Below are 22,957 nucleotides of genomic sequence, written 5' to 3' on the forward strand. Positions count from 1 at the left end.
GTCAGAGGTCAGAGGGGAGGGGGGAGTCCGGCAGCATGCCGGTGTCTGCACTGTCGGTGTGTTCCGCAGCGCTGGGCGGGGGCGTCGCGTCGTGGTGCGCCAGGGCCGCTACTCCCAGGGTGGCCAGTTCCTGGAGCATGTCCTGGGCCGCCTGGTCACGGATGTGCAGTCGGTACTGGACGTTGGTGGCGTACGTGCCGCCGCCTTCCTCACTGGTCCCGCGGACGAACCCGCGCTGCTCGAGGTGTGTGAACGCCTTCTTGACCAGCGTGTAGGTTGCCGAGAGCGGTGTTCTGTCCTTGTCCGTTCGGCCGGTGGGGTTGCGGCGCAGATAGGCCCGCCACAGTCCCTCGAGTCCGGGGCTGCCCGCCGGTGGGTCGGTGTCCTCGCCTGCGGCTGCGGCCCGGCGTTCCAGGACGGCTGCATAGGCCCGGACGTCTTCGTCGACTTTATGCACCGAGATGCGGGCGACGTGTTCGTCGTCGTCCAAGTCCTCGGGACGGGGGAAGGCCCGCGAGGCGATGGCCAGGTGGGCGAGCAAGTAGAGCGGCCTGTGCTCCGTCTGCGGCACGAGGTCGGCGACGGAGACGGCGAAGTCCGTCTCGGGTGTGGTTGCCAGGATCAGACCGGCCTGCGGGTGTGCTTCCTGGGCGGTCAGGTCAAAGCCCTGAGCGACCTTCCGCACCAGCTGGGCGAAGTCCGGCTCCGCGTCGAATCGCCGTACGAGTTGGGCGTACTGGCCGGAGCGGGCCGGGGACTTGCCGCGGGTCATGGCCAAGGCCACCATCCGGGCAGCGGCGGCAACGTCGTCGTACTGAGTCATGAACTCGGCTCCAGATCTTCGCTCGTGCTCCGGGCGCCAGACCCTGGCGCGTCAGGCGGCTGCGCGCCAGGGCCCGCAACCACGCCGTCGCCCACCGGCTCGCCCTTGGCCGGCATCAGCAGGAAGTCGCTGCCGCCGAAGGCCAGGTCGTCCAGAGAGGTCCCGTCATCAACAGCGATGACGGCTTCCTCTCCGCGCAGCAGCTCGGCGACGGGGACATGCCTAAACCGGTGCGCCGTCTTCATGGCCAGCAAATGGTCGGTGTCATCGTCAGGCCCTCTGTCCTCTCCCCACTGGCGGGCCCGTTCAAGCAACTGCGACAGCCGGATGCCCTGCCCGGGGATGGACGCAAGCAGTCTGTCCACCACGGCGTGCTGCGCCTCATCGAACCGTGGCAGATCGGGCACCTCTTCCCAGTCCTCCGGGGCGTGTACCTCGACCAGCTCGACATCGTCTTGCTCCGGCACACGCATCAGGGCCTCGAAGTAGTCCGGCAGGTACATCACCCGCGGCCGGACCGGGCCGAGCACCCCGCGCACGAACGCCTCCAACGGCCGCTGGCTGTCCTCGATGCTCAGCTCCAGCGCCGGCTCCAGGAGCTGGCTGCGCAAGTGCACCCGCGCATGGACCACGGGAGCCACGAAGATCTGCCGGTCCTGCTGGTGCCGGAACTCAGGCACCACCTTGAGCAGCATGTCGATCAACATCGAGTGCCGCTGCAGGCAGTCCCCGATCAGCGCATCCAGCGACTCCAGCTGCTGCCGCTTGTGCTCCTCCTCGGTGACCTCAAGCAGCTGGGCCACCTGCTGCTTCATCTGACTCTCCACCCGGGACCTGTCCTGGACATGGTCCTGGGCTTCTTTCAGGGGTCCCTCAAGGTCCGCTTCCCAGTCGATAGTGCGCACGTTCCGCTTCATCTCCTCCATGCGGTCGAGCAGTTCCTTGGCATACCGCAGGCTCTGCAGATGGGCGGTGCGGGCGGCCTGCCACGCCTCGCTGATCCGCGCGCGCTTGAGCAGTGCTTCCAGCTTGGCCTCCGCCGCGATCTGTTCGGAAGCGATGTCCACGTCGACCGCGTGGACGAGCACCGTGATGGCCGCATCAGTAACTGTCAGCGCCGCTTGCCCGGCCTCGTCCGGCACGTCCTTGAGGATCTGGAACGGGAAGTCCTTGACCACGAAGCCGTCGGCCGTCACGCTGCCGATGTCGTGCGAGAAACACCGGTCGTGCTTCTCGGTATTGATCAGCCGCTCCACCACCCAGCGGGCGACCTCCCGGTACTCGCCTCCGGGCCGGCCGGGCATCTGGAGCGCGGCAGACTCAGCCGCCTCCTCCACGACAACTTCCTGTCGCACTGCCGACCGTGTCCCTATCCGCAGCGTCACGCAGTCAATGGCTGTCAGCGCGACTTCGGCCAGTCGGTAGCCCTCCCAGCCCCGTTCCCGCTTCACCGGACTGTCGTCAAGCGCCAGCAGCGGCCGTACCACCGCCAGCGCTTTCATCCGCGACGTAATGCTCTCGTACGCCGCAGACGAGTCGCCAAAGAACACCGGGCATCCTCCCAACACTGCTCATCCGACAGGGAATTCACGCTAGGGCACGGCACTGACAATGCATCAGGAAACGAACACACGGGCGATTCCTGGCGGTCGGTTGCATCCACTAGCCTTGTTGCCGGTGGACGGCATCAGCGGCACCTCGACGCTCTCTCGCCTTGGGCCCTGTGCGTACGTGCAGGGCGCCACCGTTGTCCGGTAGCAACTCGTAGCGATGTCTTTGGCATGGGCGTCTTCCGGCTCAGCGCATAACCTCCGTGACGAGGCGTGCACCGGTCTGTGGGTGAACACGTCCAAGCCAGCCTTCCGGGAGTCGGTGGGTCCTGATCTGCCCCTCTTCCACCCCAAGCCGGCACCCGGGACTGGAGAAGAGGCCGTCCGCAGGCTCTGTGATGGGGGCGCTGGCACTCTCCTCAGCGCCAGATGGCTGGCGGCAGGTCGGGGTGATGCCGCACCTGCTGCCCGCATTCGCCGACGGCAGACGAGAAAGCGCCCCAAGGGACTGGAACCACCTCCGGGACCATGCCAACGTACAACGTGCCGGAAAACACCAGGTCAGCGACGGGATGCGAGCTTCCGGGTCGACCGGGAGACAGGCCGGCAGCCACGGCGTCCTGTACCCATTCCCACTCGTCTCGCCGCCGAGGCCCGTCCCAAGGAGGTCCACCTACCGAATCCCGCTCTCCGATCCGCCCGCTTCACCGCCCCCATCCTCTTGACGCTCGGCGTCCTGAACGCGTGGACCGCGCAGGAGACGGAGGACTACGGCGCCCTTTCCACTGCTCTGTGTCTCTGTGTCTGCGCGGCCGGGCTGTTCGGCGAGGACCTGCTGCAACGCGGCTACCGCCGTGACCGCGCGGTGCTGGCGCACATCGCGGTGCACCGCGGAGTCGCAACACGGCACGTTGCCCGAGCCGTTGGCGCTCCCGAGCGTGTCGTGGCCCGCAGCCTCGATCGCCTTACGGATGACGGGCTGCTGGTGCTCGTCACGGACGATGCGACCCCCGCTCTCCGGTCGTACCGGCTGGCCTCCTGACCGAGATCGGTACAGCGCGACGGGAAAGCTCTCGTCGTGCAGCGCGATACATAGCAGACGATCCCCGGTTACCGAAACCGGGGATCGTCCAGATCATTAATGGTGTTCGCACTCGGCTGTGCTTGGCGGTGGAGCCGTAGCGGACGCAGCAGACAAAGCCGCTTAGACGCAAGGAGGTAATGAGCGGCTCGCGCCTGCTGCTGCCCTGAAAACCGCAGCGCTGTTCGCTGAAAGACAGCGATGCCTCCGCCGAGTCGGCGGAGGATGACCGTGCTGCTGGCCTCGCTCTGTCGCCCCGCGCGCTCCTTCGCAAGGAACACCACCTCATGTGCCGATCCGCGATACCCCCTGCCCTTTTTCGCCCCGGGCTGGCAGACCTGACTGACTCGCTCGCCCACTCCGCGCTCACTCGGGATCGCGAGGCGGCGTCATGGCGGTAGCGGTTCGACCTGGGCAAAAGCTGACGGTCGACGAGGTCTGCGACGAGCTGCAGATCGCCCGATCGACCTTCTACGACTGGCGACAGAAGGGGCGCGGACCGCGCTGCATTCGGCTGCCTAACGGCTCTCTTCGAATACGGCGCGGCGATTTTGAAAACTGGCTTCTGGATTGCGAGGACTCTTCCTGATGGACACCAGCTCTTTGGACGTTCGTTTCTACCCAATAGAGACGAACAAGCGGGCCAAGGGCAGCACCTACACCGTCCGTTGGAAGGTAGCTCACAAGAAGCACAGCAAGACGTACAAGAAGAGCGCGGTAGCCGACGATGAGCGCTCGAAGCTGATGTCCGCGCACAGGAAGCGCGAGCCGTTCGACATTGAAACTGGGCGGCCAATCACCTGGATGTCCAAGGCAGCCGAGGTGAATTGGTTCGACTTTGCTGTCGAGTACCTCGACTGGAAGTGGCCGAACGCCTCCGCGAACACCCGGAAGAATATAGCCAAGGCGCTGACGCCCACGACCATCGCGCTGCTGCGCACACCGGCGCCGGCGCACTTCGCGCCGGTAAAGGTGCGCAGGGCGCTCCGGGAGTACGCCTTCAGTAACCGCCGAAATGACCCCGACAACCCGCTTCCCGCCGAGGTTCAGACGATCCTCGACTGGATCCGGCGCAACTCCCCGCCAATGAGCGCCTGGGAGAAGACCGAGAACGTCGACAAAGTGGTCGTTGGGCTCAGCACCCGTCTGGACGGGGCTGCGGCAGCCGCCAGTTCGGTGAAGCGTAATGACCGGATCATGAACCTCGTCATGAGCTACGCCATCAGGCACGACTACCTGAAGGAGAACCCCCTCCCGAAGGGAAAGGATCGCACGTCTCCGAAGGTGGCGGACTCCATTGACAAGCGGCGATTGCTGAACCGCGATCTGGTCGCGAAGATGCTGGACTGGATAGGTGAGCGTCCGCGGCGCGGGCGCCTCTACAGAGCCTTCTTCGCCACCCTCTACTACGCGGGCCTCCGGCCCGAAGAAGCCGTCGCCCTCCGCGTCGGGGATGCCACACTGCCGGAGACTGGGTGGGGCGAGTTCCTCGTCCATGAAGCCCAGCCGGAGGTCGGCAGCCAGTGGACCGACTCCCGTAAGGTCCACGAACAGCGCTGGCTCAAGGGCCGAGGCGAGGGTGACACGCGCGTCGTACCTATTCGGCCGGCCCTCGTCCGCATCCTCCGTGAGGTGATCAAGAAGTATCACCTGGGAGAGGCCGACCTGCTCTTCCCGGGGGAGAAAGGAGGCATGCTCGCGGGCTCTGTGTTCCGGCGCGTCTGGGACAAGGCGCGCAAGGAGGTGCTCTCCGAGCGCGAGCAAAAGACCCTGACGGGCAAGCGAGTGTATGACCTACGCCACACCTGCCTGACTACCTGGCTCAACAGGGGCACCCCGCCCGCCCAGGTGGCCGAGTGGGCAGGCAACAGCGTCCAGGTGCTGCTTACTACCTACGCACGCTGCATCGCCGGGGAGGTCGATGGAATCCTGAAGGCGCTCGAGGACGACGAAGATCGTCAACCGGCGCGCGTGTGACAAGCGGCCTCGGCCCTGCGAGAGCAGGGAACGAGGCCGCTTTGCTGTGCGCCGCATGAGGGGCGGGCGCGGCCTCTTGGTCACACGATTCTGTGGGACGTATGTGGGACGGGCACCCGTAGAAGCCCGGTTTTGGCCGGTGCCAGCCGGACTCCGCCCCCGGCGGAGGGAGGGAGTCCGATTCATCTGGAAGACCAGATAGACGCGGTCTGACCTGCGAAAACGTCGCCAATCTGACGGGACGTCAGTGGCGCCCCCGGCAGGACTCGAACCTGCGGCCAAGCGCTTAGAAGGCGCCTGCTCTATCCACTGAGCTACGGGGGCGGGTGGTGGCCTGGCCCTGTGGTCGGGGCCGTTCCGGCCGGTCCTGACCTTGCCGGGACAAGGATAGGGGTCCGATCGTCCCGACCCGGCTGCTTCACTTGCGTGGCACGATGTGGAGGTTCAGTGAAGCGAACCGATAATCGCAGGTAGGTGCGATTCGCGCACCGCTTTTGGCGTCTCACGCCCCGGGTGTTGTGCACTCGTTATGCCTGCGCCCCACTCGTCCCGTCTGTCCACGGAGTGGAACCGCCGCGCAGAGGGCCCTATACGCTTCAAAATGGCGCCAAAATTGGGCATTCTTCACATGTGGTGACCATGGACGTACGGCCTCAGCTCATCGACGCACTTTCCGCCCTGCGCGACCGTGTCGCCGCCGTGCGTCTTCCACTGCCTCTGCCGGGCACTGAACGGGCCCGGCAGAACAGGGTCGAGCTGCTCGCACAGCTCGACGACTATCTGCTGCCACGGCTCAAGGACCCCGAGGCTCCGCTGCTCGCCGTGATCGGTGGTTCCACCGGCGCCGGCAAGTCCACGCTGGTGAATTCACTCGTGGGATGCCGGGTCAGCCAGGCCGGAGTGCTCCGCCCGACGACGCGGACGCCGGTCCTCGTGTGCCACCCGGACGACCACGACTGGTTCGCCGGGGTACGGGTGCTGCCGCAACTGACCAGGATCTGGCTGCCGCCGGGCCAGGCAAGGGACCCCGACGGGCTCGACGACCTGGGCGCGGCGGGCGGCGACGACGAGGGGATGGCGCTGCGGGTGGAGACCGCCGTCAGCATCCCGCGCGGGCTCGCACTGCTGGACGCTCCCGACATCGACTCCCTCGTCGTACGCAACCGGGTGCTCGCCGCGGAACTCATCTGCGCCGCCGACGTGTGGGTGATGGTGACCACCGCCTCCCGGTACGCCGACGCCGTGCCCTGGTATCTGCTGCGTACGGCGAAGGAGTACGACGTCTCGCTCGTCACCGTCCTCGACCGGGTGCCGCACCAGGTGATCGCCGAGGTCTCCCGGCAGTACGCGGCCCTGCTCACCAGGGCCGGACTGGGCGAGATCCCCCGTTTCACCATCCCCGAGCTGCCGGAGTCCGCCGGCGGTGGCAGCGGTCTGCTGCCCACCACGGCCGTCGCCCCCCTGCGTGCCTGGCTCGCCCACCGGGCCCAGGATCCGGCGGCCCGTCAGCAGGCCGTCGGACGTACGGCGTCCGGCGTCATGGACTCGCTGAACGTACGGATGCCGGAGCTGGCCGGAGCCGTCGCCGCGCAGTACGCGGCCTCGGTGCGGCTGACCGGCGTCGTCGAGGAGGCGTACCGGAAGGAGGCGTCCCGGATCCGGCGCAGGCTCCAGAGCGGCGCCGTGCTCGCCGGGGACGCGCGGACGCGGTGGCGCGGCTACCCCCTGGACAGTTCCGCGGGGGAGCTGCTGGAAGCACTGGTGGAGAGCCTCGTGGCACTGCTCCAGTGCGCCGTGGCCGCGGCGGACGACGAGATCCGCACGACGTGGCGGAAGGAGCCCGCCTCGGGGGCGTTCCGCTTCGAGGACGCCGGCCGGGAAGCGGGCGGCTGGGGACCGGCCGAGGACATCCAGGGCCGTATCGCGATGGCCGTACGGCGGTGGCGGCGGGTACTCGAGGAATTGGCCGAGGAGGAAGTGCGGCTGCTGGAGAAGAACGTCGCCCCCGACGCCGAGACCGTGGCCGCGCTGCTGGCCGCCGCTCTGCTCGGCGGGCGTCGCGCCCGTACCGCGGGGGAGCAGCTCGCCGAGCGCATCGGCGCCCAAGGTGCGCTGCGGCTGCGTGACAAGGGCGGGGATCTGCTCACCACCTACCTCGACCAGGTCATGCACGGGGAGCGGGACCGGCGGCTCGCCCCGCTCGACGCCCTGGACGTGGCCCCGGAACCACAGGCCGAACTGATCGCAGCGCTGTCCGTACTGCAGAAGGAGAGGGTGCAGCCATGACCGCCGTCACCGACCAGGACCAGGACCACGGACAGGACCAGGACCGCAGCCAGGGTCACAGCCAGGACCGCAGCCAGGACCAGGGCCCGGGGCAGGGGCAGGGGCAGGGGCAGGGGTCCGAGGACGGGCAGACCGGGAAGCGGGGCACGGGCGAGGACCACGGGGCACGGCAGGAGGAGGCTCCGGCGAAGGGGGAGGGCCGGGGGCGGCGCTGGGACGACGGGCTGATCGCGCGCCGTGCCGCCCCGTCCGCGGAGGCCGGGGACGCCGGGGACGCCGGGGACGCCGGGGACGCCGGGGACGCCGGGGACGCCGGTGGTGCGGGGGGCGCCGGAGACACGGGAGACACAGGCGACACGGGAGACACCGCGGACGGTGACGCGGGGCCCCAGGTCGAGGCGTACGTACCGTCCGGGGGGCCGCTCACCCAGCGCCTCGACTCGCTGCGCGAACTCGTCGGCCTGTCACGGGCCCGGCTGGACCGGGAAACCCTCGCGGAGGCCGGGCGCGTACTCGACGAGGCGGCAGCCCGTCAGCGGCTTTCCTCACGGCACACCGTCGTCGCCATCGCCGGGGCGACCGGCAGCGGGAAGTCCACGCTCTTCAACGCCCTCGCGGGCGCCCAGATCTCCGACACCGGGCTGCGGCGGCCGACGACCGCCTCCCCGATCGCGTGCAGCTGGACCGACGGGGCGGCAGGGCTCCTGGACCGGCTCGCGATCCCCGGACGGCTGCGGCGCAGGCCACAGCAGGGCGGCTCGGAAGCCGACGCCGCGCTCCAGGGTCTCGTCCTCATCGACCTCCCCGATCACGACTCGGCGGCCTCCGGCCACCGGGACCAGGTGGACCGGGTGCTCGCGCTGGTCGATGCCGTGATCTGGGTCGTCGACCCGGAGAAGTACGCCGACGCGGCACTCCACGAACGCTATCTGCGTCCGCTGGCCGGTCACGCGGAGGTCACCTTCGTCGTCCTCAACCAGATCGACCGGCTGCCCGGGGACGCCGCCGACCTGGTCCTCGACGATCTGCGGCGGCTCCTCGACGAGGACGGCATGGCGCTGGGGGAGCACGGCGAACCGGGCGCCACCGTCACGTCCCTGTCCGCGCTCACCGGCGACGGGATGCCGGAACTGCGCGAGATGCTCGGCCGGTTCGTCCAGGAGCGCACGGCCGCCGCACGCAGGCTCTCCGCCGATGTGGACGCGGCCGCCGCGCAGCTCCGGACGGTGTATGTCGCCGATGGCCGGCCCGGACTCGGTGAGCTGTCCCGTGAGGAGTTCACCGACCGGCTCGCGGAGGCCGTCGGCGCGGCGGCCGCGGGGCAGGCGGCCGAGCGCGAGTGGCGCAGGAACGCCGGACGGGCCTGCGGGACGCCCTGGCTGAGGCTCTGGCGCTGGTACGAGTCCCACCGGCAGCTCGGCGGCCTTGACCGCATGGCCCAGGTCCTCGCCCCTGCCCCGCCGGAGGAGGAGATCACCGCACGTCAGCGTGTCGAGCAGGCGGTACGGGCCGTGGCGGACGACGCGTCCGCCGGGCTGCCGGGTCCCTGGGCACAGGCCGTCAGGGAAGCGGCGGTCAACGGGGCGAAGGGGCTACCCGAGGCTCTGGACGAACTGGCCCAGAACGCGATCGCCGCAGGACGGGGCCGGACGGCAGGAGGCAAGGGCTCGGGTACCGGCACGGCCGCGGACGCGGGCACGGGTTCGGGCCAGTTCAAGGCGGCCGGCAGGGGAGTGGGTCCGCCGCTCGGCGGCCGGGCCACCAAGCCGCCGCGTCCGGCCTGGTGGCCCGCCGCGGTGCTGGTGCAGGCGACGATGACGCTCCTTCAGATCTTCGGCGGACTCTGGCTGCTCGGCCAGATCATCGGCGTACTGGAACCGGGCCTGGTCACCCCCGCGCTGGTGATGCTGGCCGGAGTCGTCGGCGGCCCGCTCGTGGAGTGGTCGTGCGCGGCGGCGGCGCGCGGTCCGGCACGGCGCTACGGCCAGGAGGCCGAGCGGCGGCTGCGGGACGCGGCGGCCGGCTGCGGACGGGCCAGAGTCCTCGACCCGGTCTCGGCGGAACTGGCGCGCTACCGCGAGGTGCGGGAGAGGTACGTGGCGGTGACGGAGTTTTCCACAACCGGCCGGTAGTCCACAGGCGTCAGCGGGATTTCCGTTCTCCGTCCAGCATGAAGTCGGTGCGGGAACCGGTGCACGGAGCGTGCACCGGGCCGGTACGCAGAGTCCGGACGGGAGAAGGAAAAGATGAACGAGACCTTTGTGACGCTGGTGGGAAACGCGGCGACCTGTGTGGACTTCCGGGAGACGGGCGCCGGTGGAATGGCGCGATTCCGCTTCGCGGTGACGCCGCGCCGCTGGGACCGGGAGAAACAGGCCTGGGCCGACGGGCACACCAGCTTCTACACCGTGTTCGCCTGGCGCACGCTCGCGGCGAATCTGGCCGGCTCCGTTTCCGTCGGTGAACCACTCGTCGTGCACGGCCGCCTGAAGGTGCGCGACGAGGAACGGGAGGGCCGGCGCACGACCTTCGCCGACATCGAGGCGGTGGCGGTGGGGCACGATCTGTCGCGGGGGACCGCCGCGTTCCGGCGGGTGCTCAGGGCGGAGCCGTCGCTGACGGCACGCATGCCGAAGGACACGGAATCCGACGACGACGGCGATCCGGAGCCGCGACAGGAATGCGGGACGCGCGAGGAACCGGCGATGCGTCAGGAACCGGCCACGGAACTGCAGTCGGTGTCCTGAAAGGGCAGCGGGTGCCGGATACAGCGATAACGATTACGAGTCGGAATGGTTGTCCGACCGTATGACGGGGGATTGTGCTTCGCCCGGTCCTTAGGATTCCTCAGTATTCATGGGGCACTTGAGACTGCTGGCGAGGCATTCCCCACACGCGCGTCGAGCGCGAGTCCTCGCCCGGAGGGGAATTCTGTGTTTTCTGCGTTCTCGGCGTCTTCCGGATCACCCGGGTCCTGTGCGTCCGCTCCGCCGTCCGCCGCGCAGTCAGCGGCCCCGGCGACGAGCCACGCACGGGGTCGCGCCAGAGGGCTCGTCAGACTGGCCGCCACCGTGCTGGTCACCGGTCTCGTCGCGGCCGGCACCCTCGCCGGCGCGACCGGGGCGGCGGCCGGGAGCGCTCCCCAGCACGAGGGCGGGGCGACCGCGGTCCTGGACGGGCTGAAGACCTTCGACCGCGCGGTGCTCCGGGTTCCCGGCGAGAACGGCGGGAAGAACACCACGCAGACGATCCCGGCCGGTCTCTTCGAGATGACCGTCGAGGGCGGCGGCAAGCTGAAGACGTACTGCGTCGACATCCACAACGCCACCCAGGACCAGGCGAAGTACCTGGAGACGTCCTGGGACCAGACGTCGCTCGGGGCCAACAAGAACGCCGGAAAGATCCGCTGGATCCTCCAGCACTCCTATCCCCGGATCGACGACCTCGCGGCCCTGGCCCGGCGGGCGGGCACCGGCCCGCTCACCGAGCAGACCGCCGCCGCCGGAACGCAGGTCGCCATCTGGCGCCACTCCGACGACGTGCACGTCGAGGCCGCCGACCCGCAGGCGGAGAAGCTCGCCGGCTGGCTGGCGAAGCACGCCTCCGCCTCCGCCGAACCCAGGGCCTCCCTGACCCTGGAGCCCGCCGCGGTCTCCGGACGGGCCGGCGAGCGGCTCGGACCGGTCACCGTCCGCACCAACGCGGACCAGGTCTCCCTGACGCCGCCCGCCGACGCGGGCAGCGGTGTCCGGATCACCGACAAGAAGGGCAGGCCCGTCATCTCGGCGGCCGACGGGGCCCAGCTCTACTTCGACGTACCGAAGGATGCCGCCGACGCGTCGGCCTCGCTGACCGTCCAGGCGACCACCTCCGTGCCGGTCGGCCGGGTCTTCGCCGGTGTCACCAGGAGCCAGACGCAGATCCTCGCCGGATCCAGCGAGTCCACCGTCTCCGCGCGCGCCACCGCCACGTGGGCCGGGGCAGGTGCCGTTCCCGCCCTCACCGCGAAGAAGAACTGCGCCAAGGGCGGCGTGGACATCACCGCGAGCAACAAGGGGGACGCGCCGTTCACCTTCGAGCTGGCGGGCTTCGAGCACGACATCGCCGCGGGCGTCACCAGGACGGTGACGATCCCGGTCGCCGAGGACCAGGCGTACGACTTCACGATCACCGGGCCCGGCGGCCTGCGGAAGAACTTCACCGGGGTCCTGGACTGTGTGACCACCTCCGAAGCCGCCGCGGGTGACCAGGGCGGGATCGGTGCGCAGAGCGCCAGGCAGCCCGTCCCGGCGTTCACGGGCACCAGCTCCACGGGCCTCGAGGGCGACCTCGCCGAGACCGGCGGTTCCAGCGCCACCCCGATCATCGCGGGCGTCGCCATCGCCCTCGTCGTCGTCGGCGGCGCGGTCCTGCTCCTGCGCCGCAGGAAACCGAGCGACGACGGTCAGTGAGCGAGTGACCACCGGCGCCCCCGAGGGTGCCGATCGGGCCCGGTACGCACCGCGTACCGGGCCCGCCGCGTCCCGCAGGAACCGGGCGGAAGGGGGGCACGCCGGGTACCGGCAGGCGGACGGGTTTCCGTCCGACGGCAGGCGTCAGGCAAGATGGGTGTATCTGCCCACACCTCTATTGCTGCCGGACGGTTTCTCTTGGCTGAGTTCATCTACACCATGCGCAAGACGCGCAAGGCGCACGGCGACAAGGTGATTCTCGATGACGTCACCCTGAACTTCCTGCCCGGCGCGAAGATCGGTGTCGTGGGACCCAACGGTGCCGGTAAGTCCACGGTGCTGAAGATCATGGCGGGCCTCGAGCAGCCGTCCAACGGCGAGGCGTACATCACGCCCGGTTTCACCGTCGGCATCCTCATGCAGGAGCCGAAGCTCGACGAGTCGAAGACCGTCCTGGAGAACGTCCAGGACGGCGCCGCCGAGATCATGGGCAAGCTCCAGCGCTTCAACGAGGTCGCCGAGCTCATGGCGACCGACTACTCCGACGCGCTCATGGACGAGATGGGCAAGCTCCAGGAGGACCTGGACCACGCCAACGCGTGGGACCTGGACGCTCAGCTGGAGCAGGCCATGGACGCCCTGGGCTGCCCGCCCGGCGACTGGCCCGTCACCAACCTCTCCGGTGGGGAGAAGCGCCGTGTCGCGCTCTGCAAGCTGCTGATCGAGGCCCCGGACCTGCTCCTCCTCGACGAGCCCACCAACCACCTCGACGCCGAGTCGGTGAACTGGCTGGAGCAGCACCTCTCGAAGTACGCGGGCTGCGTCATCGCCGTGACCCACGACCGGTACTTCCTGAACAACGTCGCCGAGTGGATCCTCGAGCTCGACCGCGGCCGTGCGATCGCCTACGAGGGCAACTACTCCACGTACCTGGAGAAGAAGCAGGCCCGCCTCAAGGTCGAGGGCCGCAAGGACGAGAAGCGCCAGAAGCGGCTCAAGGAAGAACTTGAGTGGGTCCGCTCCAACGCCAAGGGCCGGCAGACCAAGTCCAAGGCACGCCTCGCCCGGTACGAGGAGATGGCTGCCGAGGCGGACAAGATGCGGAAGCTGGACTTCGAGGAGATCCAGATTCCGCCGGGCCCGCGGCTCGGTTCCATCGTCGTCGAGGTCGAGAACCTCTCGAAGGCGTTCGGCGACAAGGTCCTCATCGACGACCTGTCCTTCACGCTGCCGCGCAACGGCATCGTCGGCATCATCGGTCCGAACGGTGCGGGCAAGACCACGCTGTTCAAGATGATCCAGGGCCTGGAGACGCCGGACTCCGGCGCCATCAAGGTCGGCGACACGGTCAAGATCTCCTACGTCGACCAGTCCCGCGCCAACATCGACCCGAAGAAGACCCTCTGGGCCGTCGTGTCGGACGAGCTGGACTACATCAACGTCGGCCAGGTCGAGATGCCGTCGCGGGCGTACGTCTCCGCGTTCGGCTTCAAGGGCCCGGACCAGCAGAAGCCGGCCGGTGTCCTCTCCGGTGGTGAGCGCAACCGCCTCAACCTGGCGCTGACGCTCAAGGAGGGCGGCAACCTGCTGCTCCTCGACGAGCCCACCAACGACCTCGACGTGGAGACCCTGTCCTCGCTCGAGAACGCCCTGCTCGAGTTCCCGGGTGCGGCCGTGGTCATCTCCCACGACCGCTGGTTCCTGGACCGTGTCGCCACGCACATCCTGGCGTACGAGGGCGAGTCCAAGTGGTACTGGTTCGAGGGCAACTTCGACTCGTACGAGAAGAACAAGGTCGAGCGACTCGGTGCGGACTCCGTCCGCCCGCACCGTGCCACGTACAAGAAGCTCACGCGAGGCTGATCGTCTTGGCTCGTCACATCTACAGCTGCCCGCTGCGCTGGTCGGACATGGATGCCTTCGGCCACGTGAACAACGTGGTCTTCCTCCGCTACCTGGAGGAGGCGCGCATCGACTTCATGTTCCGGCTGGCGCCGGGGGACGGCTCGCCGTCCTTCTCGGGCGGGTCCGTCGTGGCCCGGCACGAGATCGACTACGTACGGCCGCTGGTCCACCGGCACGCTCCGGTGACGGTCGAGTCGTGGGTCACGAAGATAGGTGCCGCCTCGCTGACGATCTCGTACGAGATCAAGGACCCCGACCAGGTGTACGTACGGGCGTCGACCGTTGTCGTCCCGTACAACCTGGCCGAGGAGCGGCCCCGGCGGATCTCCGCCGAGGAGAAGCTCTTCCTCCAGGAGTTCCTGGCCGAGGAGCCCGCCGCCGTATGACGGTGCCCGTGCAGTCGCTGCTGTTCGCCGACCCGGGGGAGGCGGCCGATCTCGCCGCCTTCCTCGGACGGCTGCTCCACTACGACCGGGCGGCAGCCGTCCGGTTGCAGGCCGGCGGCGGCGCACTGGCCGTGTTCGGCCGGCCGCCGTCGTTCGAGGTCCTCGCGATCCGGACGGCGCGGCTGGCGGACCCGCACACCTTCGATGTGACGGTGTCCGCCGGTGAACTCCTCGAATCGCTGGAGGAGTCGACCGGCTCCGGGGCCGTTCCGGCGCCGGTCACCGGACCGCCGTGGACGGGTGTGCTTCCGCCCCGCGGCGGCTGGCGCGAACAGCCCGGACTGCCGGACCCGATGGCCCTGCGCGCCCAGCTCGCGGCCGCCGTCGCGGAGTTCCGCACCCGCGACGAAGCACTGCCCGAGGACCGCCGCACCAGGGCCGAACGTGACCTGATCGGCCGCGAGATCTGGTCGCGCACGGTCGGCGGCACACCGCTTCCGCTGCGTGCCGTCCACGCCGCCCAGTCCCTGGGCTTCCTGCGCGCCGCCCCGGACTTCCCGGTGACCCTGCTGGCCTCCGGGCCCTGGCTCCGGCTGCGCACCCCCTTCGGCGCGGTGATCGTCCGCGGCCCTGGCGGCGGACTCGGCACCCTCGCGGTGACGGCCGGCAGTACGCGCTGAGCGCGCACTGAGTACGCCACGAGCGGGTACGGAGCACGCACGGGGCAGGTACTGACGGCGCCGTGGGCCGGTACCGGCCGGGTGGGCCGGGTACGCCCCGTGCGCTACTCCGTGCGCTCGTCCGGCCAGACCCCGATGTGGTCCTGCTCGAGTTCCAGCATCACCCGGTGCTCCATGCCCAGCGCCTCGGTGTGGTCGGCGGGCAGCTGGAGCCGTCCCGCGCGGTCGAGCATCGCGTACTCGCGGGCCACCTGTGACTCCTTGCCCGTCGCCGCGTCGACCTCCGTGTGCCGCAGCACCTCGGAGGACGTACGGCCGTCGCGGATGGCGACCGTACGGCGCACCTCGCTCGCCACCGCCTGATCGTGCGTCACGATCACGATCGACGTGCCCAGTTCCTCGTTGGCACGCCGGAACGCGGCGAACACCTGGTCCCCGGTGGCCGAGTCCAGCTCGCCTGTCGGTTCGTCGGCGAGCAGCACCGAGGGGGAGTTGGCCAGCGCCACCGCGATCGCGACCCGCTGCTGCTGTCCGCCGGACATCTGCTGCGGACGCCGGTCGCGGCAGTCCGCCACCTCCAGCATCCGCAGCAACGACTCGGCGCGGGCGGCCTGTTCGCCGCGCCGGCCGCCGCCGCGCAGCTGCATCGGCAGCGTGATGTTCTGGATCGCGGTGAGATACGGCAGCAGATTGCGGGCCGTCTGCTGCCACACGAAGCCGACGACATCGCGGCGGTAGCGCAGCCGTTCCTTCTTGCCCATGGACAGCAGGTCGCATCCCGCGACCTTCGCCGACCCGGCGGTGGGCACGTCGAGGCCCGCCAGGATGTTCATCAGCGTCGACTTCCCACTGCCCGACGCGCCCACCAGAGCCATCAACTCGCCCTCGGTGACCAGCAGATCAAGACCTTGGAGGGCCTGTACCTCCACGCCGTCCGTGGTGAAGACGCGCACCAGCCGGTCGCAGGCGATCAGCGCGTCATGGCCGTACGACGGCCGGTCGCGGTGGGCGGCGGCGCGCTGTTCGAGCTCCGCCAGCGTGGTCTCGGTCGACGAGGTCATCGGGTGTCTCCTGCCCTGAGTTCGGTGATCGATCCACGACGGCTCGCCCACCATGCCTGGACGGCGGCTACGGCGGCGGCGAGGAGGACCACGCCGATCGCCGGAAGCGCCAGTGACCAGAGGTCGGCCCGCAGTGAAGCGGTGTGCGGTACGTCGGCGCCGCGCGCGCCGGACAGTGCCAGCGAGGCGAGGTCGACGCCCGGTGCCAGCAGGGCGATGGTCGCCCAGCCGACGAGCAGACCGCCGAAGGCGGCCAGCAGCGCCTGCGGCATCGCCTCCAGAGCGAGCAGCCGCCTGCCCTGCCGGGTGGTCAGCCCCATGGTGCGCAGTCGCGCCAGCAGGGTGGTGCGCTCGGGCGCGGTCCGGAGCAGCGACAGCAGGACGGCGAGCAGCGCGTACCCCGCCCCCGCCACGATGCCCGCCCCGTAGATGCGTTCGGCGCCGGACTGCACGGGTGTGTCGACGAACGACTCGCGCTCCTCGGACCGCAGGCGTACGACGAAGTCCTCGCCCGTCTCGTGGGCCGCGGCCTTCAGCGCCTTGGTGTCCAGGGAGTCCCCGGTGACCAGCAGGGCGTTGGTCTGCCGCTGGGTGAGGGAGGTGGAGTTGACGATCAGGAACGAGGAGCCGCTCACCGCGGGAGTGCTCCGGCGGACCGCCACGACCCGCACCTTGAAGTCCCCGGCCAGCGTCTCGACGGCCTGCGGCCGGTCGCCCAGGCGTTCGGCGACGGACGGGGAGGCGATCGCGGGCAGTACCCGGTCCGCCGAGTAGGCGGCGCCCTCCGGCAGCGGGGCGGAGGGGCCTACGGCCTTCAGCAGCGCGGGAGGGAACGATCCGGCTCCGGTGGCGTGGGCCAGCCGGCCGTACGATCCGGGATCGACGCCGACCAGCGTCGCCCCCTTGTTGCCCTCCAAGCCCCCTTCGCCGGCCGGCAGCGTGACGCTGTAGTCGATCTGTACGGGGGCCACGTCCCGGACGCCGTTTGTCGCCCGCACCATCTCGGTGAAGCGGTCGGTCACCGGTTTCGCGTCACCCTCCCCGCTGATCCGGGCGTCCGCACCGACGGCCGCGAGCGCCGCGGTGTCCCGGGCGTCCGCGACACCGGCGAGCACCGAGCCGCCGAACGCCGCCGTGGTCAGCGCCACCAGCAGCGCGAGCAGCGGCAGGGTGGCGCTCGCCGACGAGCGCCCGGCGCGGGCCAGCGACAGGAAACCGATCGCGCCCCGCGTCCGGGCGACGGGCCGGGCCGCCAGGCGCAGCGGCAGCGGGTAGAGGCGCACGAGGACCAGCGCCGCGATCAGGCCGACGAGGACGGGGGCGGCGCTGACCAGCAGGTCGGTGCCGCCCGCCGCGGTGGTGCCCCGGCGGCGTAGCGCGGTGACGGCGCCGATCGCCAGGACCAGCACGGTCAGTTCGGCGACGGTGCGCCGGCGTGAGGGCCTGGCGGCCACCAGGTCGTCGCGGGCTCCGTGCAGTTGCGGCCTGATGTGCTGGAGCGTCGTACGGAGCGGCAGCGCGACACACACGAGCGCGACGACCGCACCGGCGCCCGCCACCGCCGGCCAGAGCCGGGCCTCACCGACGAGGAGCACGGCGGTCAGCAGGCCGAGCGCCGCCGCGGGGACCACGATCACGGTCGTCTCCGCGAACAGCCGTCGGCCGATTCCGGCGAGGGAGGCGCCGCGCGAGCGCAGCAGGGACAGTTCCCGGTGGCGGCGGGCGGCGGTCAGCCCTCCCGTCATCAGCAGGACGGCCCCGGCGACCGAGCCGATCCCGACCGCGGCGACCGCGACGACGGGGCTGATCGCGGACCGCATCACGTCGTGGGCGACGAGGATCTCGTCCAGGTCGGTGCTCAGCGTCACGGTGGGGCCCGCGATGTCCCGCAGTTCCAGCAGTCCGGGGCCGCTCTCCAGCGAGGCGACGGCGTTCAGGAGCGGGGCGGCGTCGGCCGACGTCAGCCGTGAGGCGTCCGGTGCCATGTGCCAGAACAGCTCCGGCTCGCCCGTCGTGGCGAGCAGTGCGGGTCCGGCGTCCGGTGACAGCAGCAGAGCGGCCACCCAGTAGAAGGTGGGGAGGGGCGCGCCGGGGTCCACGACCAGGGACGGGGCGCGCATCAGGGGCTCGGCGGACCAGTAGGCGTCGTCCGGATGCCGGGGCGTGACGGTGCCGGTGATGCGTACGGTCAGGGGCCGCCCGTCGTGTGTGGGCACGGAGACCGTCGAACCGGCCTCGAAGTTCAGCGCGTCCGCCGTCTCGGCCGGGACGACCGCCTCCACCTCCCGGGTCCCGGCCGTCACCTCGCCCCGGACCGCGGGCCAGCGCCCGGACTCCAGCGTGCTGTGCTCGGCCAGCGCCGAAGGGGCGATGTAGGTGAACTGCGGAGGCATGGCGTTGGGGCGCGGCAGATAGGGCTCGCTCGCCGTGAGCGGGTTCGTCGTCCGCACACCGTACGAGGAGCGCGGCGCGTCCGCGCGTACGGGGCGGGGCAGCGAGCGCATCAGCTCACCGTGGATCCTGGACAGTTCGGCCTTGCGCGCGGCGTCGGCCCGCTCCTCGAGCGAGGAACCGTCGGGCGTCGTCGTCGCTTCGAGCAGACTGCGTGCCGGACTCAGGGAGCCGACGTCATGACGGAGTCCCTTCGTCTCGTACGCGTCCACGGAGCGCGGGAACGCGGCGGCGAGGAACGCCGTCAGCAGGACGAGTACGGCGAGCGCGGCGCAGGCACCGGGAGCGGTACGCAACCGGGTACGGACCCACGGGGCACAGGCGGCCGGGCCGCGGGGGGCGCGTCCGGAGGCGGCGTTCTTTTCGGCGCTCATGTCAGTTGTCCCCCTGGTGGCGCAGCGATACCGCGGAGTCGGCCCGGCGCAGCGCGATCGCCGCGACGATCAGCAGCGGCACCGCGGCGACGCCCGCCAGCAGACCGGTGACCTGCCGGACGGGCAGGTGCACCAGTACGGCCGGCACGGGCTGGGCGGCCTGCCCGGTCAGCACGATGAGCGGCACGACGGCTCTGGTCAGGACCGCGCCCAGCGCGAGCCCGGCCAGCAGCCCGATGGCGATCAGTACGCCCTGTTCGGCGGCGATCATGCGGGCCAGCCGGCGGCGCGGGGCGCCCAGCGCCCGCAGTACGGCGAATTCGGCGGACCGTTCGCGCTGCGAGCCGACGGCGCTCACCGCGAAGCCGACGGCGGCCAGCGCGGCGGCGACCACGGCGACGGCCAGCAGCGCCGACTGCGGACCGGCGCCCAGCGGATCGCCGACCAGGTCCTCGGCCACCTCGTCGCGCACATGGACCTGCGCCGGGTCGGTGTCGGGCAGGGCGCGCAACCGGGCGGCGACCTTCGCCGCGTCACCGGGTCCGGTACTGAGCCACCACTCGGTGGGGCCGAGGTGGGAGGCCGACTGCTGTGCGTACACCCGGGCGAGGGCCTTGAGGTCGAGCAGCAGCGCCCCGCCGTCGCCCACCACGGGCCCGGCTGACGAGCCGGCCGCGGCCGGGCCCGTGGTGGGGAGCTGCCTGACCACGTCCGCGATCTTCACCCGTATCTGTTCACCGCCCAGCGGCACCGCGACGCTCTGGCCCTTCTCCGCGCCCGACGCCTTCAGGAAGGCGTCCGTGGCGACGGCGTTCAGCGCCGGGGCCTTCGGACGGACGACGGTGACCCGGACGCTGTTCGTCGGCGGAAGCCACCTCGCCTCCTCCGCGCTCATGAAGCCGGTCCCGTACGTGAGGGACAGTGCCGTTCCGGCGGGTGCCGTCGGCCGCAGTGTGTGGGCCGGCTGTTCCTCGCCCGGGACACCGACCGTCAGAGCCGCCCGCCAGCGCAGGCCGTCCGGCACGGACACCGGCTGCTCGCCGCCGTCGGTCACGCCCCGCAGCCCGGTCACCGTCAGCCGGTGCTCCTCGGAACGGCCCACGGGCGGTCTACCGTCCAACTCGAAGCCGGTCACGGCCAGTCCGGCCGACGCGGAGACCGGAACGGACACGGTGTGCGGCCTGCCGTCGGCAGGTACCGGCCCGACGAGGGCGCGGTACGGCAGACCGAAGCGGTCCTCCAGGAGGACACCGGTCCGCAGCGTGAGGCCGGACGGCGACGCGCCCTTCCGGGCGGAGGTCTCGGCGATCCGCAGATCGAACGACAGCCGCGTGCTCCCCTTCGGCAGCACGAGTCCCGGCCGGCCGTTCCGCGGCGGAGCCAGCGCGCTCAGGAGCTTCGCCGGGGACCGGTCGGCCAGGTCACCCCGCAGCATCAGGTGTTCGTCGGCGTGCGCGGTGTCCAATGCGAGGATCTGGGCCGTGCGCTCGCCCGAGAGCTCCGTGCTCGTGCGGTACGCGGGAGCGGCCTCCCGCACCCCGGACAGCGTGCTGTACGGGTCCGCCTTCGCCGGATCGGGGTTCGGCACCCCCGCCATCCGCACCGAGGCGCCCGACCTGAAGTCCGCCTGGTCGCCCTGCGAACGGTCCCACGACGCGCTCTGGCCGATCGCCAGCATCCCCATCGCGACGGACAGCACCAGCAGCAGGACGGGGCCCGCGCCGCGCAGCGGCCGACGGCTGAACTGCCAGCCGGCCAGCGCGGTGGCCAGCCCCCTGCCGCTCGCGGCCCGCCGCTCGGCGAGTCTCGCCACGGGCGGAAGCAGCCGCAGGGTCAGGACCGTGCCCGCGAGGAGCGCCAGCGCGGGAGCGGCGACGAGCAGCGGATCGATACCGAGCTCACCGTCCCGGTCCCCGCTCAGGGTGCCACTGCCAAAGGCCCCGGTCTGCCGGTCGAGCTGCCAGTACGCCACCGCGGCGATCAGCAGCAGACCCACGTCGCCACCCGCCCGCACGGGTGCGGGCAGTGCCGCCGCCCGGCCGCGCCCGGTCCCGCCCGAGGACAGCGCGGGCGCCACCACGGCGAGCGCACAGGCCAGCGCGACCCCGGCGGCGACCAGCCACACGGTGCCGGACGCGGTGTCGCCCAGCCGCACCCCGATCCGCGCGAGCTCACCGCGTTCGGCGAGCAGCCGGACCAACGGCCCGGCGAGCAGCGGCGCGACGACGGCCGCGGGCACCGCGAGCATCAGGGCCTCGATCGCGGCCAACGAGATGATCCTGCCCCGCGAACCGCCACGGGCCCGCAGCAGCTCCGTCTCGCCCCCGCGCTCGCTGCTCAGCAGCCGGGCCACCAGCAACAGCGCGTAGCCGGCGAGCAGTACGAGCTGAACGGCGACGATCATCAGTGTCGAGCGGGAGACCAGCAGTGCCTTCTCGATCTGTTCCAGCACCGTGGGCAGCGACGTCCTTACCGAGGCACCGCCCTCGAACGGCTCGGCGGCGAGCAGCGCCCTCGGGACATCGGCCGACGCCTGGTGCAGCGCGTCCATCCGGTCCGTCGTGACGGTACGGAAGTCCGCGCCCGCCAGCCAGGACGTCTCGCCCGCACTGATCCGGCCTGAGCCGAGCACGGCGGGATCGGTGAGCAGCGGACCGTACGTGGTGAAGACGACCTCGCGGACGCCGCGGCCGCCGAGCGGGTCCAGCTGCCAGTACTGGTCGGCCTGGTCGGCGGCCTCGTACAGACCGGTCACCAGGACGTCCAGCGGCTTGTCGCCCAGCCGGTCCGTGAGGGTGAGCCGGGTGCCGGGCCTCACCTTCAGGATCTCGGCGGCGGTAGCGGGCAGGGCGACCTGTACGGTCCCGCCGGTCCCGCCGCTCCCGCTGTCGGGCATGCGGCCCGCGGTGAGCCGGACGCGGCTGCGGTCCAGCGAGGCGAACTGGGTCAGATCGGGGTCACCGCGCCGGGCAGCCGGGTCCTGGAGGCCGCGCGGCAGGGCGTACGGTCCGGAGTGCTCCAGCGTCCGTACGCTCACGGGCAGCCCGGCGAAGGACGCGCGCGCCGCCTCGCGCGCCGCGGTGTCGGCCTCCTCGCGCTGCTCACGGTCCACCTGGGCGGATATGACGAGCGAGGCGGAGGCGGCCGAGCGGTGCGTCAGCGAGTGCCGCAGCGCGGCATCGCCGATGGAGCCGGAGAACGCGGTGAGCGCGGCCAGTACGGACGTGGTCAGCAGCACCGCCAGTACGGCGGCGGCGAGCAGGAGCCGGTGCGCCCTCACCCGCAGAAAGACGAACCCCGTCACCTGACCCCCCAGACCCCTGTGAACGCACGCCCCCCGACGCTTGCAGGGATGCTTTCAGAGAGCACGTGGTCAGGGAAACCGCTTACGGGCACACCTTGATGCGATCGTGACCGTTATCCGGCCATGGAGCACCGCATTCCGGATGGTCAGACGTCCGTGTTGACCATCGAAGCGGCAGCGTAGGTCAGGTAGTTCCACAGCTGCTGATCGTGTTCGGGGGAGAGCCCCAGTTCGTCGAGGGCGACCCGCATGTGGCCGAGCCAGGCGTCGTGGGCGGCACGGTCGACGCGGAACGGGGCGTGCCGCATCCGCAGCCTGGGGTGACCGCGCTCGTCGCTGTACGTCCGGGGACCTCCCCAGTACTGCATGAGGAACAGCGCGAAGCGTTCCTCGGCGGGTCCCAGGTCCTCCTCCGGGTACATCGGACGCAGCAGCGGGTCCCCGGCCACCCCCTGGTAGAAGCGGTGCACCAGGCGCCGGAAGGTCTCCTCGCCGCCGACCTGCTCGTAGAAGGTCTGCTCCTGAAGCGTGTCGCGCGCAATCTCAGTCACGTGTCCATGGTCGCAGACGCACCGGCCGAGGACCGGGGTCCTAGGACCCCGATTGGTCCCGCCCCGGTCCCGGCCGG

General features: G+C 70.8%; 16 protein-coding genes and 1 tRNA gene. 10 read left to right on the top strand and 7 right to left on the bottom strand.

Annotation, left to right across the window (positions count from 1 at the left end; translation table 11 throughout):
• Position 1: 1 nt before the first annotated feature.
• Both F0344_RS24445 and F0344_RS24450 read right to left on the bottom strand, forming a co-directional pair.
• Entirely contained in the window at positions 2-823 is an 822-nt protein-coding gene (locus tag F0344_RS24445) for a hypothetical protein (RefSeq protein WP_185300818.1), read from the bottom strand.
• On the bottom strand, positions 820-2,373 hold the full coding sequence (locus F0344_RS24450; protein ID WP_185300819.1) for a hypothetical protein: 1,554 nt from the start codon (positions 2,371-2,373) through the stop codon (positions 820-822). Before F0344_RS24450 ends, F0344_RS24445 begins: the two co-directional genes overlap by 4 nt.
• 721 nt (positions 2,374-3,094) lie before the next feature.
• Here F0344_RS24450 and F0344_RS24455 point away from each other — a divergent pair.
• The 3 genes from F0344_RS24455 (at position 3,095) to F0344_RS24465 (ending at position 5,431) form a co-directional block, all read left to right on the top strand.
• Positions 3,095-3,415 (top strand): MarR family transcriptional regulator, encoded by a 321-nt coding sequence (locus F0344_RS24455; protein ID WP_185300820.1) that lies wholly within the window; start codon positions 3,095-3,097, stop codon positions 3,413-3,415.
• Between the two features lie 430 nt (positions 3,416-3,845).
• Entirely contained in the window at positions 3,846-4,043 is a 198-nt protein-coding gene (locus F0344_RS24460) for a helix-turn-helix transcriptional regulator (RefSeq protein ID WP_185300821.1), read from the top strand.
• Entirely contained in the window at positions 4,043-5,431 is a 1,389-nt protein-coding gene (locus F0344_RS24465) for a tyrosine-type recombinase/integrase (protein WP_185300822.1), read from the top strand. Before F0344_RS24460 ends, F0344_RS24465 begins: the two co-directional genes overlap by 1 nt.
• A 248-nt stretch (positions 5,432-5,679) precedes the next feature.
• Here the strand turns inward: F0344_RS24465 and F0344_RS24470 are convergent.
• Positions 5,680-5,755 (bottom strand) — tRNA-Arg (locus tag F0344_RS24470).
• Between the two features lie 315 nt (positions 5,756-6,070).
• Between F0344_RS24470 and F0344_RS24475 the strand changes: the two genes are divergently transcribed.
• From F0344_RS24475 to F0344_RS24505, 7 genes are all read left to right on the top strand, one after another.
• Entirely contained in the window at positions 6,071-7,717 is a 1,647-nt protein-coding gene (locus F0344_RS24475) for an ATP-binding protein (RefSeq protein ID WP_185300823.1), read from the top strand.
• Entirely contained in the window at positions 7,714-9,849 is a 2,136-nt protein-coding gene (locus F0344_RS24480; RefSeq protein WP_258050095.1) for a GTPase, read from the top strand. The genes F0344_RS24475 and F0344_RS24480 overlap by 4 nt, the downstream gene beginning before the upstream one ends.
• A gap of 114 nt (positions 9,850-9,963) precedes the next feature.
• Positions 9,964-10,464, top strand: a complete 501-nt coding sequence (locus tag F0344_RS24485; protein WP_185300824.1) for a single-stranded DNA-binding protein — start codon at positions 9,964-9,966, stop codon at positions 10,462-10,464.
• A gap of 186 nt (positions 10,465-10,650) precedes the next feature.
• Complete coding sequence (locus tag F0344_RS24490; protein WP_258050096.1) at positions 10,651-12,168, top strand: LAETG motif-containing sortase-dependent surface protein; 1,518 nt, start codon at positions 10,651-10,653, stop codon at positions 12,166-12,168.
• Positions 12,169-12,366: 198 nt separating this feature from the next.
• A complete protein-coding gene (gene ettA, locus F0344_RS24495) occupies positions 12,367-14,031 on the top strand; it encodes an energy-dependent translational throttle protein EttA (protein ID WP_185300826.1) in 1,665 nt (554 codons plus the stop codon).
• A 5-nt stretch (positions 14,032-14,036) separates the two neighbouring features.
• On the top strand, positions 14,037-14,459 hold the full coding sequence (locus tag F0344_RS24500) for an acyl-CoA thioesterase (RefSeq protein ID WP_185300827.1): 423 nt from the start codon (positions 14,037-14,039) through the stop codon (positions 14,457-14,459).
• The gene (locus tag F0344_RS24505; RefSeq protein WP_185300828.1) at positions 14,456-15,139 is read left to right on the top strand and encodes a hypothetical protein; all 684 of its coding nucleotides are present in this window, start codon (positions 14,456-14,458) and stop codon (positions 15,137-15,139) included. The genes F0344_RS24500 and F0344_RS24505 overlap by 4 nt, the downstream gene beginning before the upstream one ends.
• Positions 15,140-15,243: 104 nt before the next feature.
• Here the strand turns inward: F0344_RS24505 and F0344_RS24510 are convergent, their stop codons facing one another.
• From F0344_RS24510 to F0344_RS24525, 4 genes are all read right to left on the bottom strand, one after another.
• Positions 15,244-16,200, bottom strand: coding sequence for an ABC transporter ATP-binding protein (locus tag F0344_RS24510; RefSeq protein ID WP_185300829.1), 957 nt, complete (start codon positions 16,198-16,200; stop codon positions 15,244-15,246).
• On the bottom strand, positions 16,197-19,025 hold the full coding sequence (locus F0344_RS24515) for an FtsX-like permease family protein (RefSeq protein ID WP_185300830.1): 2,829 nt from the start codon (positions 19,023-19,025) through the stop codon (positions 16,197-16,199). Before F0344_RS24515 ends, F0344_RS24510 begins: the two co-directional genes overlap by 4 nt.
• 1 nt (position 19,026) lies before the next feature.
• Positions 19,027-22,329 carry an ABC transporter permease gene (locus F0344_RS24520; RefSeq protein WP_185300831.1) on the bottom strand — a complete coding sequence of 1,101 codons (3,303 nt, stop codon included), beginning with the start codon at positions 22,327-22,329 and terminating at the stop codon, positions 19,027-19,029.
• Positions 22,330-22,475: 146 nt separating this feature from the next.
• A complete protein-coding gene (locus F0344_RS24525; protein ID WP_185300832.1) occupies positions 22,476-22,880 on the bottom strand; it encodes a globin in 405 nt (134 codons plus the stop codon).
• Between the last annotated feature and the right edge of the window lie 77 nt (positions 22,881-22,957).

The organism is Streptomyces finlayi, from assembly GCF_014216315.1.
GTDB lineage: Bacteria > Actinomycetota > Actinomycetes > Streptomycetales > Streptomycetaceae > Streptomyces > Streptomyces finlayi_A.

What these genes read in the sequence shown, in the direction of transcription:
- F0344_RS24515 (WP_185300830.1), bottom strand. Translation starts at nt 19,025, where the DNA reads ATGAGCGCCGAAAAGAACGCCGCCTCCGGACGCGCCCCCCGCGGCCCG.
- F0344_RS24460 (WP_185300821.1), top strand. Translation starts at nt 3,846, where the DNA reads ATGGCGGTAGCGGTTCGACCTGGGCAAAAGCTGACGGTCGACGAGGTC.
- F0344_RS24445 (WP_185300818.1), bottom strand. Translation starts at nt 823, where the DNA reads ATGACTCAGTACGACGACGTTGCCGCCGCTGCCCGGATGGTGGCCTTG.
- F0344_RS24510 (WP_185300829.1), bottom strand. Translation starts at nt 16,200, where the DNA reads ATGACCTCGTCGACCGAGACCACGCTGGCGGAGCTCGAACAGCGCGCC.
- F0344_RS24475 (WP_185300823.1), top strand. Translation starts at nt 6,071, where the DNA reads ATGGACGTACGGCCTCAGCTCATCGACGCACTTTCCGCCCTGCGCGAC.
- F0344_RS24505 (WP_185300828.1), top strand. Translation starts at nt 14,456, where the DNA reads ATGACGGTGCCCGTGCAGTCGCTGCTGTTCGCCGACCCGGGGGAGGCG.
- F0344_RS24465 (WP_185300822.1), top strand. Translation starts at nt 4,043, where the DNA reads ATGGACACCAGCTCTTTGGACGTTCGTTTCTACCCAATAGAGACGAAC.
- F0344_RS24485 (WP_185300824.1), top strand. Translation starts at nt 9,964, where the DNA reads ATGAACGAGACCTTTGTGACGCTGGTGGGAAACGCGGCGACCTGTGTG.
- F0344_RS24480 (WP_258050095.1), top strand. Translation starts at nt 7,714, where the DNA reads ATGACCGCCGTCACCGACCAGGACCAGGACCACGGACAGGACCAGGAC.